This is a genomic window from Metapseudomonas resinovorans DSM 21078, from assembly GCF_000423545.1.
Lineage (GTDB): Bacteria > Pseudomonadota > Gammaproteobacteria > Pseudomonadales > Pseudomonadaceae > Metapseudomonas > Metapseudomonas resinovorans.
Genome location: NZ_AUIE01000026.1, coordinates 100,726 through 116,139, shown reverse-complemented (window position 1 = coordinate 116,139; position 15,414 = coordinate 100,726). Strand labels below are relative to the sequence as shown.

General features: G+C 57.2%; 15 protein-coding genes. 5 read left to right on the top strand and 10 right to left on the bottom strand.

Features of this window, described 5'->3' with window-relative positions:
* The coding region (locus G559_RS29085) for an IS5 family transposase (RefSeq protein WP_155945738.1) at positions 1 to 618 on the top strand (618 nt) is incomplete at its 5' end.
* A 376-nt stretch (positions 619 to 994) separates the two neighbouring features.
* Here G559_RS29085 and G559_RS31285 read toward each other — a convergent pair.
* Genes G559_RS31285 through G559_RS29965 form a run of 4 tightly spaced genes read right to left on the bottom strand, consistent with a single transcriptional unit; the run spans position 995 to position 6,284 of the window.
* On the bottom strand, positions 995 to 1,861 hold the full coding sequence (locus G559_RS31285) for a TniQ family protein (RefSeq protein WP_081668113.1): 867 nt from the start codon (positions 1,859 to 1,861) through the stop codon (positions 995 to 997).
* Positions 1,862 to 1,871: 10 nt separating this feature from the next.
* On the bottom strand, positions 1,872 to 3,275 hold the full coding sequence (locus G559_RS29080) for an ATP-binding protein (protein WP_081668112.1): 1,404 nt from the start codon (positions 3,273 to 3,275) through the stop codon (positions 1,872 to 1,874).
* Positions 3,275 to 5,440, bottom strand: a complete 2,166-nt coding sequence (locus G559_RS29970) for a DDE-type integrase/transposase/recombinase (RefSeq protein WP_081668111.1) — start codon at positions 5,438 to 5,440, stop codon at positions 3,275 to 3,277. The genes G559_RS29080 and G559_RS29970 overlap by 1 nt, the downstream gene beginning before the upstream one ends.
* 1 nt (position 5,441) lies before the next feature.
* Entirely contained in the window at positions 5,442 to 6,284 is an 843-nt protein-coding gene (locus tag G559_RS29965; protein WP_245586520.1) for a TnsA endonuclease N-terminal domain-containing protein, read from the bottom strand.
* A gap of 277 nt (positions 6,285 to 6,561) precedes the next feature.
* Between G559_RS29965 and G559_RS0118705 the strand changes: the two genes are divergently transcribed.
* From G559_RS0118705 to amn, 3 genes are all read left to right on the top strand, one after another.
* A complete protein-coding gene (locus tag G559_RS0118705; RefSeq protein WP_028629713.1) occupies positions 6,562 to 7,215 on the top strand; it encodes a TetR/AcrR family transcriptional regulator in 654 nt (217 codons plus the stop codon).
* Positions 7,212 to 8,861: an acyl-CoA dehydrogenase family protein gene (locus G559_RS0118700; RefSeq protein ID WP_028629712.1), complete on the top strand. Its 1,650-nt coding sequence runs from the start codon at positions 7,212 to 7,214 to the stop codon at positions 8,859 to 8,861. The genes G559_RS0118705 and G559_RS0118700 overlap by 4 nt, the downstream gene beginning before the upstream one ends.
* A gap of 119 nt (positions 8,862 to 8,980) precedes the next feature.
* The gene (gene amn, locus G559_RS0118695) at positions 8,981 to 10,462 is read left to right on the top strand and encodes an AMP nucleosidase (RefSeq protein WP_036997565.1); all 1,482 of its coding nucleotides are present in this window, start codon (positions 8,981 to 8,983) and stop codon (positions 10,460 to 10,462) included.
* A gap of 84 nt (positions 10,463 to 10,546) precedes the next feature.
* On the opposite strand, the gene G559_RS29075 is transcribed toward amn, so the two are convergent.
* Positions 10,547 to 11,593, bottom strand: coding sequence for an MBL fold metallo-hydrolase (locus G559_RS29075; protein WP_036997563.1), 1,047 nt, complete (start codon positions 11,591 to 11,593; stop codon positions 10,547 to 10,549).
* A gap of 78 nt (positions 11,594 to 11,671) precedes the next feature.
* On the opposite strand from G559_RS29075, the gene G559_RS0118685 reads away from it, so the two are divergent.
* Complete coding sequence (locus tag G559_RS0118685) at positions 11,672 to 12,304, top strand: pseudouridine synthase (protein WP_028629710.1); 633 nt, start codon at positions 11,672 to 11,674, stop codon at positions 12,302 to 12,304.
* A 46-nt stretch (positions 12,305 to 12,350) separates the two neighbouring features.
* Here the strand turns inward: G559_RS0118685 and G559_RS0118680 are convergent, their stop codons facing one another.
* The 5 genes from G559_RS0118680 to G559_RS0118660 all read right to left on the bottom strand — a co-directional run bounded on the left by G559_RS0118680 (position 12,351) and on the right by G559_RS0118660 (position 15,413).
* Positions 12,351 to 12,554 (bottom strand): DUF2788 domain-containing protein, encoded by a 204-nt coding sequence (locus G559_RS0118680; RefSeq protein ID WP_028629709.1) that lies wholly within the window; start codon positions 12,552 to 12,554, stop codon positions 12,351 to 12,353.
* A gap of 175 nt (positions 12,555 to 12,729) precedes the next feature.
* Positions 12,730 to 13,209, bottom strand: coding sequence for an Lrp/AsnC family transcriptional regulator (locus G559_RS0118675; protein WP_028629708.1), 480 nt, complete (start codon positions 13,207 to 13,209; stop codon positions 12,730 to 12,732).
* 337 nt (positions 13,210 to 13,546) lie between these two features.
* Entirely contained in the window at positions 13,547 to 13,966 is a 420-nt protein-coding gene (locus tag G559_RS0118670; RefSeq protein WP_028629707.1) for an MAPEG family protein, read from the bottom strand.
* A 59-nt stretch (positions 13,967 to 14,025) separates the two neighbouring features.
* Positions 14,026 to 14,913, bottom strand: a complete 888-nt coding sequence (locus tag G559_RS0118665) for a cation diffusion facilitator family transporter (protein ID WP_028629706.1) — start codon at positions 14,911 to 14,913, stop codon at positions 14,026 to 14,028.
* Positions 14,910 to 15,413 carry a DinB family protein gene (locus G559_RS0118660; protein WP_028629705.1) on the bottom strand — a complete coding sequence of 168 codons (504 nt, stop codon included), beginning with the start codon at positions 15,411 to 15,413 and terminating at the stop codon, positions 14,910 to 14,912. Before G559_RS0118660 ends, G559_RS0118665 begins: the two co-directional genes overlap by 4 nt.
* Between the last annotated feature and the right edge of the window lies 1 nt (position 15,414).

Sequence of the window (15,414 nt, the reverse complement as noted above, 5' to 3'; positions counted from 1 at the left end):
TTCCGTCGCCTGCTGGAGAAGCACGAGTTGGCGGCTGGGATTCTGGCGGTGATCAATGGTTACCTGGGCGACCGGGGCCTGTCGCTGCGCCAGGGCACCATCGTCGATGCCACGCTGATCCATGCGCCGAGTTCGACCAAGAATCAGGACGGCAAGCGCGACCCGGAAATGCACCAGACGAAGAAGGGAAACCAGTATTACTTCGGCATGAAGGCGCACATCGGCGCCGATGCCGAGTCCGGCCTGGTGCACAGCGTGGTGGGGACGGCAGCCAACGTTGCAGACGTTACCCAGGTCGACAAACTGCTGCACGGTGAGGAAAACATGGTGGGTGCCGACGCGGGTTACACCGGCGTCGAGAAGCGCCCGGAACATGAAGGCCGGGAGGTGATCTGGCAGATCGCGGCCCGCCGCAGTACGTACAAGAAGCTGAGTAAGCGCAGCACGCTGTACAAAGCCAAGCGCAAGATCGAGAAGGCCAAGGCCCAGGTGCGCGCCAAGGTCGAGCACCCGTTCCGGGTGATCAAGCGCCAGTTCGGTTATGTGAAGACACGCTTCCGTGGCCTGGCGAAGAACACGCCACAGTTGGTGACATTGTTCGCGCTGTCGAACCTGTAGATGGGCCGACATTTGCTGACGAATGCAGGAGAGGTGCGCCTGTAATGTGGGAAATGGCCGCTGAGAGGTGCTCGCGGCGGCTAAAAACTCAGAAATGAGCGGATGACTTGATCGATTTTGGTCGAATCGCCGCTTCTAAAACTGGTAAGGGCAGAAGTCGGCCGGAAACACAGGGCTACTTCAGACCATCCCTAGTCGCTTGAATTCCGCTAATTTGCTCATCACGATCTCCTGTCTAGTAAATCCTCCGGTCAGAATTTATTAAAAATTGTATGGACTTTATCTTTCATAGAGTCTATCTCGGCTATAGTCAAGTGAAATTCTAATAGCTGCGATCAGGACGGATAGGAGGGCGTGAGGAGGGGTAGGCGATGGATTACATCAGTCTTGCGACTGCAGTTAGCAAAATATATTCGAGTGGTCGGTGGTAGAGATGGTCTCGGTGGAGGAGCCCAAAAATAGATTTTGATAAATATCCCATGGTTGTTAACGAGAGGGACTCATATTCTCCTAGCCTGGGTAGTGAGCCTATGAGCTTCGATGCATCCCATAGGTTTTTCTGATTGATGCTATTGTAATCCAAAAACGCTGGGATAGAGAGAGGCGTTGATGAGGTTAATGATTTTGCAGATATTAATGAGATTTCGTCAAGCAGGGCGTTTATGCGTTGTAGATCTGGAATCCATGAGTGAGATTCCACGCTGGGTGAGTCTGGAAGAATAAGTGAAGGTAGGCTTCTCTTAAGCCAAGTTTGTTCTGCTATCCTTAGCGGAACCCTGTGGAGTGGACAAATTAGTACACCTGGTAGTTGGTGTGAAAGGTGCCAATAGGACTGCCCTGTATTTAATTTATCCTCCTCAATACAGCGGCTACAATACTTCCCCCTCAGTTGATATTTCAGGCCAATGGCAAATCCCAAGGATTTTGTTGTGTCGGTGGTGCAAAGCCTTTGTCGGCATTTTTCAATCTGGACTGAATTGAGATAAGGAAAATAGTAAGGGAAGCTCGTATTGTGTTGTATGAGATGATCTAGGCCAATTGCGGTGCCAAGTGCGGTGTTTGTTAGTAGGCACTCAGTTCCAGCAGGAATGTCTGAGAATCCGAAGAATTCTTTCGTGCACGATATTTCACTTTGAGTGGTTCGGATATTGCTGTTAGCAGAAAGCCTATGGTATCGGGCGCACAAGCTATACAGAATTTCTCCCGGAAAAGGTGTGGGGAAAAATCCAGTCCTGCCAGCCATGTTAGAAAACTCAATTACTTCGCTGGGAAGACGAGAATTCGAATGCGTCCGTGCATTCCCAATCTTCCATTTCTATGGGCGTTGGGCTGGACTTTTTGGCGGGTTTTGAGGCTTGAGGGGTCTTCTGTTTTATTTCCTCAGGGGGAGCGTCGGTTAAAAAATCTTCCTGAGAGGAGATGAGTTCCAAAAGTTTATTTGTGTTTACTGGCTGATAGAACATCATCGATTCGATGACTTCTTTTGCTGGAAGGAGGTCCTCGAAGTATTCGTTTGCTCTAAAGTCGTTTGCGCGCAGGGCCTCTAATGCTGGTTTGAGAGGCGCCATGCTAGTGTCGGAGACTAGGTATAGAGTGTCTTCTGTAATCGCCTCGTTGTCGGATCCAATTACTCTACGTTGAGCCAATATGAGGAGTTTTACGAGGAAGTCAGGTATTCCCTGTGTTATGTGGTAGATAGTCTCCTTTAGTGCTGGTGTGAGTTCTGTTGATGGTTTGTTCCACTGGTATTTCCAGAGTTTTTCGACAAGCGCGTCCCATTCCTGGTCGCCCTTCATAAAGCGATCGAATGTTAGCATGCCTGACCCGCAAATCCGTCTTGCGTTACGGAGTGTTCCTGACATTAACTTCATTGCGGAGTTGTTTCCGATAAAGATTACCGGAATTCCAATGTCGTTGATTAGGTTTATGAAGAAATTAAGTATGTTGTTTTTCCCTATTCTTGAATTTAATAGGGTTTGAATTTCGTCAATTATTAGTGCTCCAAGATAGTAGGTGCTGGCAAGTTGTTTGATCTTTTGGATCAGTTGGGCTGTCCCGATTCGGGTGTTGATCTGGCCAATACTCTTATCGCCAAGGGCATCGGAAAGTGCTTGAAAGAAACTTAGGCTGAGTGCTTTTATTGAACCGTCAAAGGGGCAGTCTATTTTTAGCCAGGTTACTTGGGCTTGCGGGAAAATTTGGTCTTTGTAATTGGTGTGTCTAATAACCTGCGGGTATGTGTTGAGGATTGATTTGATTGCGGTGGATTTTCCCATTCCGCTCAAGCCGAATATGCAGAAGCTATTGGCAGTCGATTCGAATGGAGTGTGTTCTGTGCCTGAAATTGAGTGTAAGTGTCGGGCGGTATGGGCATGAAAGGGATTGCGCCCCAGATACCCGCTTCGAATGAGAATGGAAAAGGACTGTTCTAGGTTTATATGAAGTAGGAAGGGTTGTACTACCCTTGTTATTCTGTTCAGACAATGCAGTCGAATTGAACCGTCTAGATTTATTTCATTTCCTGGTAAGGCTGGCGACTGTCTTATTAAGCGGACTGCATCTCGAGTGCCTCGAATGGGCGGTAAAGCCTCAATCAAGGGGTTCCCTTGGTATTCGGGGACTTCCGACTCTATATAGGTGGCTGGCGTGTCGTTCATTAGCTGTCCTCTCCTTCAAGGTCTTTTAATATATCTATTAACTTCGATTTTTCGTCACAGATTTTTAGAGGAGAGGGTTGATTGTCTCGGTGTGTATCTAGATATATGACGTTTTCTCTGACCCCGACAGGAGGGGTTTTACTGTTTCGGAGATTGTTTTGCTCGTCCGCGCGATTTTGTCTGATACCCTTGGTCTTGCTTGCCTTGCTACCCTTAATCGGCGTACGAGCCTTCTCCTTGCTCGCCGCATCGACAATCTCGTCAATTTCAATTGACTTTTTAACGTTTGCCATCAGTGTGGCGTGTTGAGCAGTTGGGGGTACATAGCTTAGATAAGTTTGGTTGTCCTCTACTTCCTCAAGTCTATAAGCTGCTCTAATAGCATCGCTTTTACGTACCGTGCAACGAATCAGTTCATTGCTGGCATCCTGAATCCAGATGTGTTTGGCGGAAAAGCAGTCGCATAGAACATTTATACTGCTAATTCCTCTTATTCTTGCGCGCTCAAACCAGCGGTACTTGGACTCATCGTCGGTGAAGTAATAAAGGTTGTTAAGTCGGATTCCCGATTTTGTCACAGCGGCATTTTTTCGAGGCAAAAGATTGAGGTAGATTCTGTCCTCTGGCTCTTGGTGAGATTCATGTGCGCCGTTCTGAATGGCCCAGTTCCATATTGATAGTGGAGTAGGCTCTATCCCGTCATGAATCATTTTAGGTGTTAAGAGCTCGGGGTTTCTGGCGTGCTTGTTATGATGAATTGCGGATTTTATTATTATCTGTGTGAACTCAAAAATATTGAGTGTTGCGCTTAGTCTTGGGTCTTTCTCGCCGCGTGTCGTTTCTGATTTATGTATGGCTCCTGGGATGAATGCTGTTCGACTGCCTTTTTTAAGCGTTTTGAAGTGGCTCTCGACAATAGGTTTGAGGTCCGGTCTGCTGGGTGGGCAGTAGGTAAGGTTAACATCAAGTCCCTCAACCATTCCCTCGGCAGAAATTCCCATCATTTCACCGCGGTCTGCGGTGACCTCTCTCGGCAAATGATGGCACGGCCAATCTTCTTCTTTAATATTGATGTTGAATGAACTGCAAAATTCTACTTTGCTGGTAAAAGCATTAAATAGAGCTTGCCTCGCCTCTACCCAACTCGGTCCCTCGAGGCCAACATAAATTCCCACAATCATTCGGGAGCAGGAATCGACTACACTGTAAACAACAGGTCGGCCTATGAGACGGTTCCTATTCGCGCTGCTTACTAGGTGGATATCTGCGATTGTCGCGTCTATCTCATATCTATGGCCAGGCCCCCAGAGATTGTCATGCGCTTGGCCGATAATCATTTTATAGTTTTTTGAGAATTTTTTTCCCAGTTTGCCCTTTAGAGTTTCTACTTCATCATAGACTTTCTGCCCTTGATAAAGAAATTGCTTGCGAGTTGGGTAGCTTCCTAATTCGGGAGGTGTCCTCTCTTTTGGGGCAGACGCATCATAACAGTAGTAGAAACGCTTGATCATTTCTTGGTAAGCTGTTTCCAGTGTGTGCTCTTTGACTTTTACGTATAGAGCATAGGCGCGCCTAATTATGAAAACATCATTTTCTTCAAGTGAGTATCGTGCGCGTTCTGCTTCTTCGGTTTTCTGTTTTGGGGGGCGGCCTAAGGGTATTCCTGGTTTGGCTATTCGTTTTACTCCTTTAGCGCCACTTTTCTCTCTATTGTCTAGGAAGCAATTTTTAGAATGACCAAGGCGCCAATATCGATATAGTAGGCGATATATGCTCTTTCTGGGAATTCCCAACTCATCTGCGCGCTGACTTATCATTGCTCCCATTCTAGATTCGCAGAACAATTCCCCGGGTATATCCGTGTTTATTAGGGGGGAAACCCATTGCCAGCATTTTTCGCGTTTTTCCTTTTCTCTGTCGCTAATGTCCTCGTCGCGACGAAGCATAAAGTTCGGTGTTTTCTCGCTGATTTTCTTGATGTTGCCATCGTTAAGGAGGGCCTTGATTTGGCTAAGTCTAAACTCTAGAGGCTTTTTATCCGGGAATGACAGCGGGAAGAGAATTATCGTATCTGAGTTTAAGCTAATCCAGATTACTCTTGACTCAACTTCTATCTCACAGTCCGCTGTGGTTGGTGCGAGGATTTCGTTCTTGTATATTTGCATGTTACGCACTCCATCTGCTGGGGGTTGCCAGAAGAGATACCCTGAACTTTATATGATTCCCAAGTGAGATTCGCTCTTCGCTTAAATCAATCTCTATGAGGTTTTTCCACAAGCAATAGAAGAACAGGTGCTCAATTTCGTTAGTGGAAAAATTCATTTCTTTTGCGATAATTATTAGCGAGTCTGAAAGGGGAGCAGGGGAGGCAGATATTTTGCTTAATTTAGAGAGAAATTTGTTTATGGAGATGGATGTGTCCAGATGTTCTGGGAGTCTGACTTTCGCCTTTCCATAGATGTAGTCGAGATTTTCCGTTTTTTGGGTGTTAAGGGAATCTTCCGAAACGTTTTTCCAATCAATTCCCTTGGATTTCCAGTATTGCCGCTCGATGGCTAGTTTCTCTACTGTTCTTCTGCCATTAACAAGATCTTTCTTGTATTTAACTGACCTTGCAGCAAGTTTGGGTCGACCAGAGGGATCGCTGAGAGTAAGCAAGAAATCTGTGGTCATGACACATGGAGTGCGAGTGCCTGGGTACATCGGGTGAGCAATCCCTAACTCATTCGCACAGCGTTGAGTTTCTGAAACGGGTAGAAGCGGGAACTGCTCCCGGAAATCGATGATTTGATTTGAGTAGTCGCAGACCAGAAAGTAGTAATACTCAAGATCTGAGAGGAGATGGTACGTGCGACCTACTTTCAGCCCCTTCACTATGCGAGACCGCCCTTGGGAGGGCACATCTCTCACCGTCAGCCATGGCTTGTAAGAAGAACCTTCCCCTTGGCCAGCGCCTGCCTTGATATGGCGACGTATGTCCTCAGGGGTTAGAAAACGCTTACCTCTCACGTGCACCTCCCGTGGAAGTGGCGGAGGAGCCGTCTATTGCATAGGTAAGGCTAGGTAGGACTGGATGCCTTGCTTGGGGGGGTGACAATCGGTTTTTCACAGAAAATACATATTTTTCAATGAGATAGGTGATTGTCAGAATATTTTGGTATTTGTCAAAATATATTGGTATTTGTCAAAATATTTTGGCAGAAACCACACCAAACGCGGCATTTCTCCCGCTTTCTGCAAGGTCTGAATCCTGATTCACTGAAAGAAGTGAATCAGGATTCAGATCATGGCTTATCGCACCACCGCTTCCCGAATCGACCGTGATCAGGCGCTGCGCAGCCGCATTCTCGCGTGTGCCCATGCACGGGTGGTGGAAGGCGGCTTCGCCGCGCTGACCATGCAGGCCCTGGCCGAGGACGCCGGTATCGCCACCGGGAGTCTCTATCGCCATTTCGGCAACAAGGGCGAGCTGGCGGCTGAGGTGTTCGCCAAGGCCAGCCAACAGGAAGTCGACAGCCTGGCCGAGGTGCTGCGTGGCGAGGGACCGGCCGCCGAGCGTCTGGCGCGCGGCCTGCGCCAGTTCGCTGCGCGCGCCTGGCACAGCCAGCGGCTGGCCTTTGCCCTGATCGCCGAACCGGTCGACCCCGAAGTGGACGAACAGCGTCTGCTCTACCGCGAGGCCTACGCCGAACTGTTCTGCCAACTGTTGGCGGAAGGCCAGGCGCGTGGTGAGTTCCAGGTGTCATCCATATCCCTGACCGCTGCCTGCCTGGTAGGCGCTATCGCCGAGTCCCTGGTCGGCCCGCTGTCGCCTCCGGCCCGCGCCCTGCGCGAGTCCGGTCATGCGTCGGACGACCTCGAGGCCGTCTGCACCACTCTCGTCACTTTCTGCCTGCGCGCCCTGGGCGCCAGTCAATCTGCCCCTGGAGACTTTCGATGAGCCTGCACGAGTTCGCTGAAACCCATGAAGTTTTCAACCAGGTGCCGCCACTGGATGGCGCCAACCTTTATCGCGTCGACCTCCCGCTGCAGGAGTGGGTGCGTCGTTACCAGGGTGGTTGGGCCGAACAGCGCCTGGATACCTATGGCGCCTTGGCCGGCGGCTCACTGATGGCCGCGGGTTTTCTCGCCAATGAGAACAAGCCGGTGTTCAAGAGCCACGACCGCTATGGCCACCGTGTCGACCTGGTGGAGTTCCACCCGGCTTACCACGAGCTGATGCGCGCTGCCATCGAGCACGGCATTCCGTCCATGCCCTGGACCGATCCGCGTGCCGGTGCCCAGGTTGCTCGCGCCGGAATGAGCTACTTGCACAGCCAGGCCGAAGCCGGCACCGGCTGCCCGCTGACCATGACCTTCGCCAGTGTGCCCGCCCTGCGTCTGCAGGCGGACATCGCCGAGAAGTGGCTGCCGAAGATACTGTCCACCGAGTACGACCCGCGCAACCTGCCCATCGAGCAGAAGACTGGCGCCACCATCGGCATGGCGATGACTGAGAAGCAAGGCGGTACCGATGTCCGTGCCAATACCACCCGTGCCCACCCGGTGGGCATCCCGGGGCCGGGCCAGGCCTACGAGCTGGTGGGGCACAAGTGGTTCTGCTCGGCGCCCATGTGCGACGCCTTCCTTACCCTGGCGTACACCGACAAGGGGCTGTCCTGCTTCCTGCTGCCGCGTCACCGTCCGGACGGCAGCCGCAACGAGTTCTACATCCAGCGCCTGAAGAACAAGCTGGGCAACTGGTCCAATGCCTCCAGCGAGGTCGAGTACCGTGGCGCCCTGGCCTGGATGGTGGGTGAAGAGGGCCGTGGCGTACCGACCATCATCGAGATGGTGGCCCTGACGCGCTTCGACTGCATGATCGGTTCCAGCGCCTTGATGCGTCAGGCGTTGACCCAGGCCGCCCACCACTGCGCCTACCGCAAGGTCGGCGGACGCGTGCTGGCTGAGCAGCCACTGATGCAGAACGTGCTGGCCGATCTCGCGCTGGAAAGCGAAGCCGCATTGGCCCTGACCATGCGCATGGGCCGCGCCCTGGACAACGCCCACGACGAACAGGAAGACAAGTTCGCCCGCCTGGTGACCGCCGTGGGCAAATACTGGATCTGCAAACGTGCCCCCGCGATGATCAACGAAGCCGCCGAATGCCTGGGGGGCGCGGGCTACGTGGAAGACACCATCCTGCCGCGCCTCTACCGCGAAGCACCGGTCAACTCCACCTGGGAAGGCTCCGGCAACGTGCAGTGCCTGGACGTACTGCGTGCCCTGTCCAAGGAGCCCGGTGTGCTCGACGTGCTGTTCGCCGAGCTGGGCGACGGCCACGGCGATGCGCGACTCGCGTCCTTCATCGGCAACCTCAAGAAGGGCTTCGCTGATACCGGCGATATTCAGTACCGCGCCCGCCAGCTCACCGAAGACGTGGCCGTAGCACTGCAGGCCAAGCTGCTGCTGGAGGCCGGCAACGCCACTGTCGCCGACGCCTTCATCGGCAGCCGCCTGAATGGTTACGGCCGCGTCTACGGCACCCTGCCGCGCGGCGCCGACGTGGAGGCCCTGGTGGCCCGGGCTACACCGCATCTGGCGTGATCCCAAGGTTCCTCCACCCGCCGTGCGGCGGGTGGAGTGAGCGGCGAGGCAACCTGCCGAATCGTTCTATGCCTTTATCTGTCCAAGCAGGCAAGATAGGTCCAGAGCGAATAGAAAGGATGCCGACCGTGAGCCGCGAACCGAACGATTTTGTAATTGCCGAAACCGCCGAGGAAGCTGTCGATCGCCTCGCCGAGCTGCACAGGCAGGCTACCGGAGCCCTCAGTCAGGCGCTGAAGCGCTACATCAAGGAACGCATCGAGCCGGATGCCGAGCAGCGCGCGCTGTTCCGCTACCCGCTGCTGCGCATTACCTATCGCTGCCAGGGCGAAGTGCCCTCCACCACTCGCGCTTACGCCAAGATCCAGGTGCCGGGCAACTACTGCGTTACCGTCACCCACCCGGACGCCTTCCGTAAGTATTTGCTGGAGCAGTTGCGGCCGCTGATGCATGACTTCACCGTGCTGGTGGAAGTGGGGATCAGCCAACAGAACATCCCGTATCCCTACGTGGTGGAGCAGGGCGACGAACTGGCCGGATCCGGGGTGACCGCCGCCGAACTGGCGCGCGTGTTCCCCAGTACCGACCTTTCCGCCGCCACCGATGGCGTGGCTGATGGTCTCTACGATTGGGAAAACGCCGACCCGCTGCCCCTGGCGCTGTTCGACGCCGCGCGCGTGGATTTCTCCCTGCGCCGCCTGGTGCACTACACCGGTAGCGACTGGCGCCATGTGCAGCCGTGGATTCTGCTGACCAACTACCACCGCTATGTCGACCAGTTCATCCGTCACGGCATCGATCAACTGCGCGAAGATCCGCGCTTCGTGCGCATGGTGCTGCCGGGCAACGTGGTGGTGGAGCGCGGTATGGATGAAGGCGAGATGCAGGCCATCGTCGACGGTGTGGTCTGGCACCGCTACCAGATGCCGGCTTACCACCTGATCGCGGCCGATGGACACGGGGTGACCCTGGTGAACATCGGCGTCGGGCCGTCCAATGCCAAGAACATTACTGACCACCTGGCCGTGCTGCGCCCGCACTGCTGGCTGATGATCGGCCACTGTGGCGGCCTGCGGCAGTCGCAGACCATTGGCGACTACGTGCTGGCCCACGCCTACATGCGCCGCGACGGCATTCTCGATCGGGTATTGCCGCCTAATATCCCGCTGCCGGCCCTGGCCGAAGTGCAGCAGGCATTGCAGGAAGCCGCGGCACAGGTCACCGGTGAACGTGGCGAAGACCTCAAGCGCCGCCTGCGCACCGGTACCGTGCTCACGTATGACGACCGCAACTGGGAGCTGCGTTGGGCCCAGGAGCGACCGCTGATCAACCTGTCGCGGGCGGTAGCGGTAGATATGGAAAGCGGCACGATTGCGGCCCAGGGCTACCGTCTGCGGGTGCCCTACGGCACCTTGCTGTGTGTCTCCGACAAGCCGCTGCACAGCGAGATCAAGCTGCCCGGCTCGGCCAGTGCCTTCTACCAGCGCGCCGTCAGCCAGCACCTGCGCATTGGCATTGCAGCCCTCGACCTGCTGCGTACTCAGTTGAACGCATTGCACTCGCGCAAACTGCGCAGCTTTGATGAGCCGCCATTCCGCTGATCGACGCGGCGTCCTGATTGTCCAGGGCGAGAATTCACTCGCGAAACGAACGAAGAAGGGCCGCGCAGTGCGGCCCTTCTTCATTCAATCGGTCAAGGCTGGAATCAACCACTGATAGCCCGGAGTCGGCACACGGAAGACGTCGGCGTCCACCTGCCAGTCGGCAAGTGCCTTGGTCAGGTCGCGGGGCGGGGCGAACTGACCTTCATCCGTGAGGTTGAAGGTGCCGAAGTGGATGGCCAGGCTGCACCCGGACTCCAGCTGCTTGTGGGCTTGCACGGCGTCGTCCGGGTTCATGTGGTTGTCGCGCATGAACCAGCGCGGCGCGTAGGCCCCGATGGGCAGGGCGGAAAAACGCATCGGCCCGAAGCGTTCGCGGATCAGGCGAAACTCTGGTCCCAGGCCGGTATCCCCGGGGAACAGGAAGGGGCCGTCCGGTGATTCGATCACGAAGCCCATCCACAGCGTTTCGTTGGTATCGCTGCGGGTTCGCGCCGACCAGTGCTGTACCGGCACCGAATGCAGTTTGAGGCCGCCCGCCAGCGGCAGTTCCTGCCACCAGTCCAGTTCGGTGACCTGCTTGAAGCCGGCTTCGCGAATCAGCACCCCGTTGCCCAGCCCGCTGACCACGGTGGCCAGAGGGAAGCGCTCCACCAGCGCACGCAGGCTTTCCAGGTCCAGGTGGTCGTAATGGTTGTGACTGACCAGGATCAGGTCGATGGGCGGCAACTGGTCCAGCCCCAGGCCCGGCGGGTGATGGCGCCTGGGGCCGACGAAGCTGAAGGGGCTGACCCGCTGGGACCAGACCGGGTCGGTGAGGATATTCAACCCGCGATGCTGGATCAGCAGGGTGGCGTGGTTGATGTAGGTGACCCGCAACTCGTCGCCCTCAACCCGAGTCGGCACTTCGGGTGGGACGGCCGGGCCGGGCTGGTCGAGCCAGTCCGCCTGCTTCTCGCGGCTGAACTGCCAACGCAGGAAGGCGCGCAAGTCCTTGTGCGGTTTGGGTTCCACGTTGCGAAAGCGCCGGCCGTCGAAGTTGTCCGAGGCCTGGCCACGATAGGGTGAGCGGTGATAGCCCGCGAGGGTCATCAAGTTGATCAGCCAGATAGGACGCAGGGCACGCGACATGGCGTTCTCTCTTGCGGCAGGGAAGCACTCAACCTAGCATGCCTCTCCCATTCCCAGACCGCCAACCCGTTTCCAGGCATGTCGCGTCCAACTCGCCCCTCCCGTCCCGCTTCCCGTCGCCCCAGTCCCGCTGCTCCTCGTCGCGTGGCCAAGGCGCCGCCGGCCGAACCGCGCCTGGTGCTGTTCAACAAACCCTTCGACGTGCTGACCCAGTTCAGCGACGGGGAGGGCCGCGCGACGCTCAAGGACTACATCCCCATCCCCGGTATCTATCCCGCCGGGCGGCTGGACCGTGACAGCGAGGGCCTGCTGCTGTTGACCAACGACGGCCGCTTGCAGGCGCGCATCGCCGACCCGAAGCACAAACTGGCAAAGACCTACTGGGTGCAGGTGGAAGGTGAGCCCAGCGAAGAGCAGCTCCGGCAATTGCGCGAGGGCGTGGAGCTGAACGACGGGCCGACCCTGCCGGCTGAAGCGCGGCGGATTGAAGAGCCGCAGCTATGGGAGCGCAACCCGCCCGTGCGTTTTCGCAAGAGCGTGCCCACTGCCTGGCTGGAGCTGGTGATTCGTGAAGGGCGCAACCGCCAGGTCAGGCGCATGACTGCAGCGGTAGGGCTGCCTACCTTGCGCCTGGTACGAGTGCGAATAGGCCCCTGGAGCCTCGATGGGCTGGGGCTGGGGGAATACAGGGAAGTGCCGGCCCAGCTCTGACCGGCTTGCTGAGCCCGCCTTGGCTGACGGGCTCGGGCGTTGCGACTCAGATACCTTCCAGGCCGCCAATTACCAGCGTCTTGATGACGAAGCCCAGCACGCCCAGGCCGAGGGCCAGGAACAGGATCATGGTGCCGAAGCGTCCGGCCTTGGACTTCTTGGCCAGGTCCCAGACGATGAAGGCCATGAAGGCCACCAGGCCGGCGATCATCGCCGTCATCATCAATTCTTCGAATTTCTCCGGGCTCATTTCACACCTCGTGGACTGAATACAGGCTGCACCCGCTCGGCCGAAGGGCCGGGCGGAAAGCGGGGCGGTGCGCTTGTGATTCTGTGAGCCGGAGGGCTCTTATGAGGCGGGGCCACGCGGGGGTACAGCAAAGCGCGAGGATTATACGCCAAGCCATCCGCCGCGCGAGGGCCGTTCAGCCGCGCAGGTGGCCCAGGGGGAGCTCCGTGCTGCTCAGTACCTGGTTGAGCACGAAGCTCGAGCGCACGCTGGTCACCCCTTCGATTCGGGTCAGTTGCCCGAGCAGGAACTGTTGGTAGTGGTCCATGTCCGGCACTACCACCTTCAACTGGTAGTCCGCTTCCATACCGGTGACCAGGCTGCACTCCAGCACCTCGGGACATTGGCTGATCACTTCCTGGAAGTGCTCGAAGCGCTCCGGCGTGTGCCGGTCCATGCCGATCAGCACGTAGGCGGTGAGGCTGAGACCCAGCTTCTTGCGGTCCAGCAGGGCGACCTGGCGAACGATATAGCCGTCATCCTCCAGTTGCTTGACCCGTCGCGAGCAGGGCGAAGGGGACAGCCCTATGCGCTCAGCCAGCTCCTGATTGGAGATGCGCGCGTCGCGCTGCAGTTCGGCGAGGATCTTGAGGTCGTAGCGATCGAGCTTTTCCATTGCGGCCGCCATTATTTGATTGGATTGCGATATATCTTGCTGTCTTAGTGATTAATTGCGCAAGTGGCACTGTATTGAGCAATGTTCGCAATCATTCGTCGTGCGCCTGGACGTAAGATTTCTCTCAGTTTCACAGCCCGGACAGCAAGTCCACCCGACCCGCCCAATCAGGTGCGTCGGCGCCGCCGATCCAACCGGATCGAGCAGGTCCCCGGGTCCGCGCTGCCCAATCAGGCAGGCGATGAAAGCGGCGACACAATCGCCAGCACAGGACGAATTTCCCGAAGGGGACCCGCAGTATGGGGTCCCCTTTTTTCTTGCGCGTATGAAGCGGTTGTCAGGCCAACCCTGCCAGCTTCAGCAGCCACCAGGCCAGGATCGCGACCTGTACGAAGAACCCGGCAAACCTCAACCAGACGAAAAGCGCGCTGGTGCTGATCAGGTGCATGCAGCTCTGGAACAGTCGGGCGCCGAGAAGCAGGCCAGCGAGCGGGTCGGTGATTGCGGTTTGCCCGGCAGCGATGGCGTAAAGCAGTACGGCCGCCTGCATCGGCAGGTTTTCCAGGGCATTGGCATGGGCGCGTACCAGGCGCTGGCCGAATGCTCCGGGGGTATTGCTGCCGTCAGCGGCGAAGGCGTTGACCTTCATCCGCCCAGCCAGTACCAGCAAACCGCGCTGGTTCACCATCAGGAAAACCAGCAGCAGGCTCCACGCCACCAGCCCGAGCAGGGCGGCGGCGGATAGGGACGGGGGCATTGCAGACTCCTCGTTATTGTTATGGAAGGAGGCAGTCTAGGAGTTTTAGAGCAATTGCTCTAGTCGTGCTTCACCACTTCGCTGGGGTCGGCATGCACCAGCACTTCGGCACGAGGGTACTGCGCTGTGATGGCATCCGCGGCCGCTTCGCAGAGAGCGTGGGCACGGGAAAGCGTCAGCTCCCCTGGAAGCTCAAGGTGCAGTTGCACGTACCAGTGGTTGCCGGAAATCCGCGTGCGCAGGTCGTGTGCGCCAAGCACGCCGGGGACCGCGCACGCCAGTCGGTGCATGTCGGCGCTGATCGCCGGCGTCAGTTCCTCGTCCATCAACACCGAAATCGATTCCCGCGCGATGCTGATGGCACTCCAGAGGATGTAGCCGGCGATACCCAGGCCGAACAGCGCATCAGCCTGTTGCCACCCCAGGTTGGCCAGCACCAGGGCGAGGAGAATCCCGCCGTTGAGCAGCAGGTCGGAGCGGTAATGGAGGGAGTCGGCGCGGACAGCGGTGGAGCCGGTAGCGAGGATCACCCTCCGTTGCAAAAGGAGCAGTGCAGCGGTGAGGGCCAGTGACAGGATCATCACGCCGATACCGAGCATTTCCGCCTCGAGCGGCTGCGGGTCATTCAGGCGCTCGTAGGCCTGGGCCGCCACCAGCACGGAACTGACGCTGATGAATAGCGCTTGTGCCAGGCCGGCCAGGGCTTCGGCCTTGCCGTGACCGTAGCGATGGTCGTCATCAGCCGGTTTCAGGGCGTAGTGCACCGCAAGCAGGTTGAGCAGGGAGGCTGCGCTATCCATCAGCGAATCGGTCAGGCCGGCGAGCAGGCTGACCGAGCCGCTCATGGCCCAGGCGATGGCCTTGGCTATGACGAGGATGATGGCGACGGCGAGGGAGGCTCGGGTGGCCAGGCGCAGCAGTTGCGCGTGCCGGCGGGGTGAGGTCATGCCGACTCCGGCTTGAAATAGATGAAGTCCATGGCCGGCGTCTCCAGGCCCATGGCCGAAATCGCGGCGGAGGCCTGGCCGCGGTGGTGGGTACCGTGGTTGACCAGGTGGGTGACGATATCTGCCAGAGAGCGGCGCTGGGATTCGCCGCGCATATTGCGGTAGTTAAGTGGACTCAGCAGGGCGTTGCCCTCCAGTCCGGCCAGCTGCACCTGCCAGGCCTGCACGCCCGCCGCCAGGCAAGCGGCAAGTCCGTCGCGCCCATTGGCCACTTCCACGTCCAGGCGGTCAAAGGGCGGAGGCTCCTGGCGTACCCGCGCCAGCCAGATGCGATCCACTGCCGCCAGATGGTTCAGGGTCCCGTGCAGGCTGCCGAAGAACAACCCGCACGGCGCGCGTAAGGCCGCATCATCCACGGGCCGCAGGCTCTCCAGCAGGCGCTGGTAAGCCCAGCCGTGGTAGGCCAGCAGATGCTGGAAGTGCCTGGCCAGCGCGTCCATT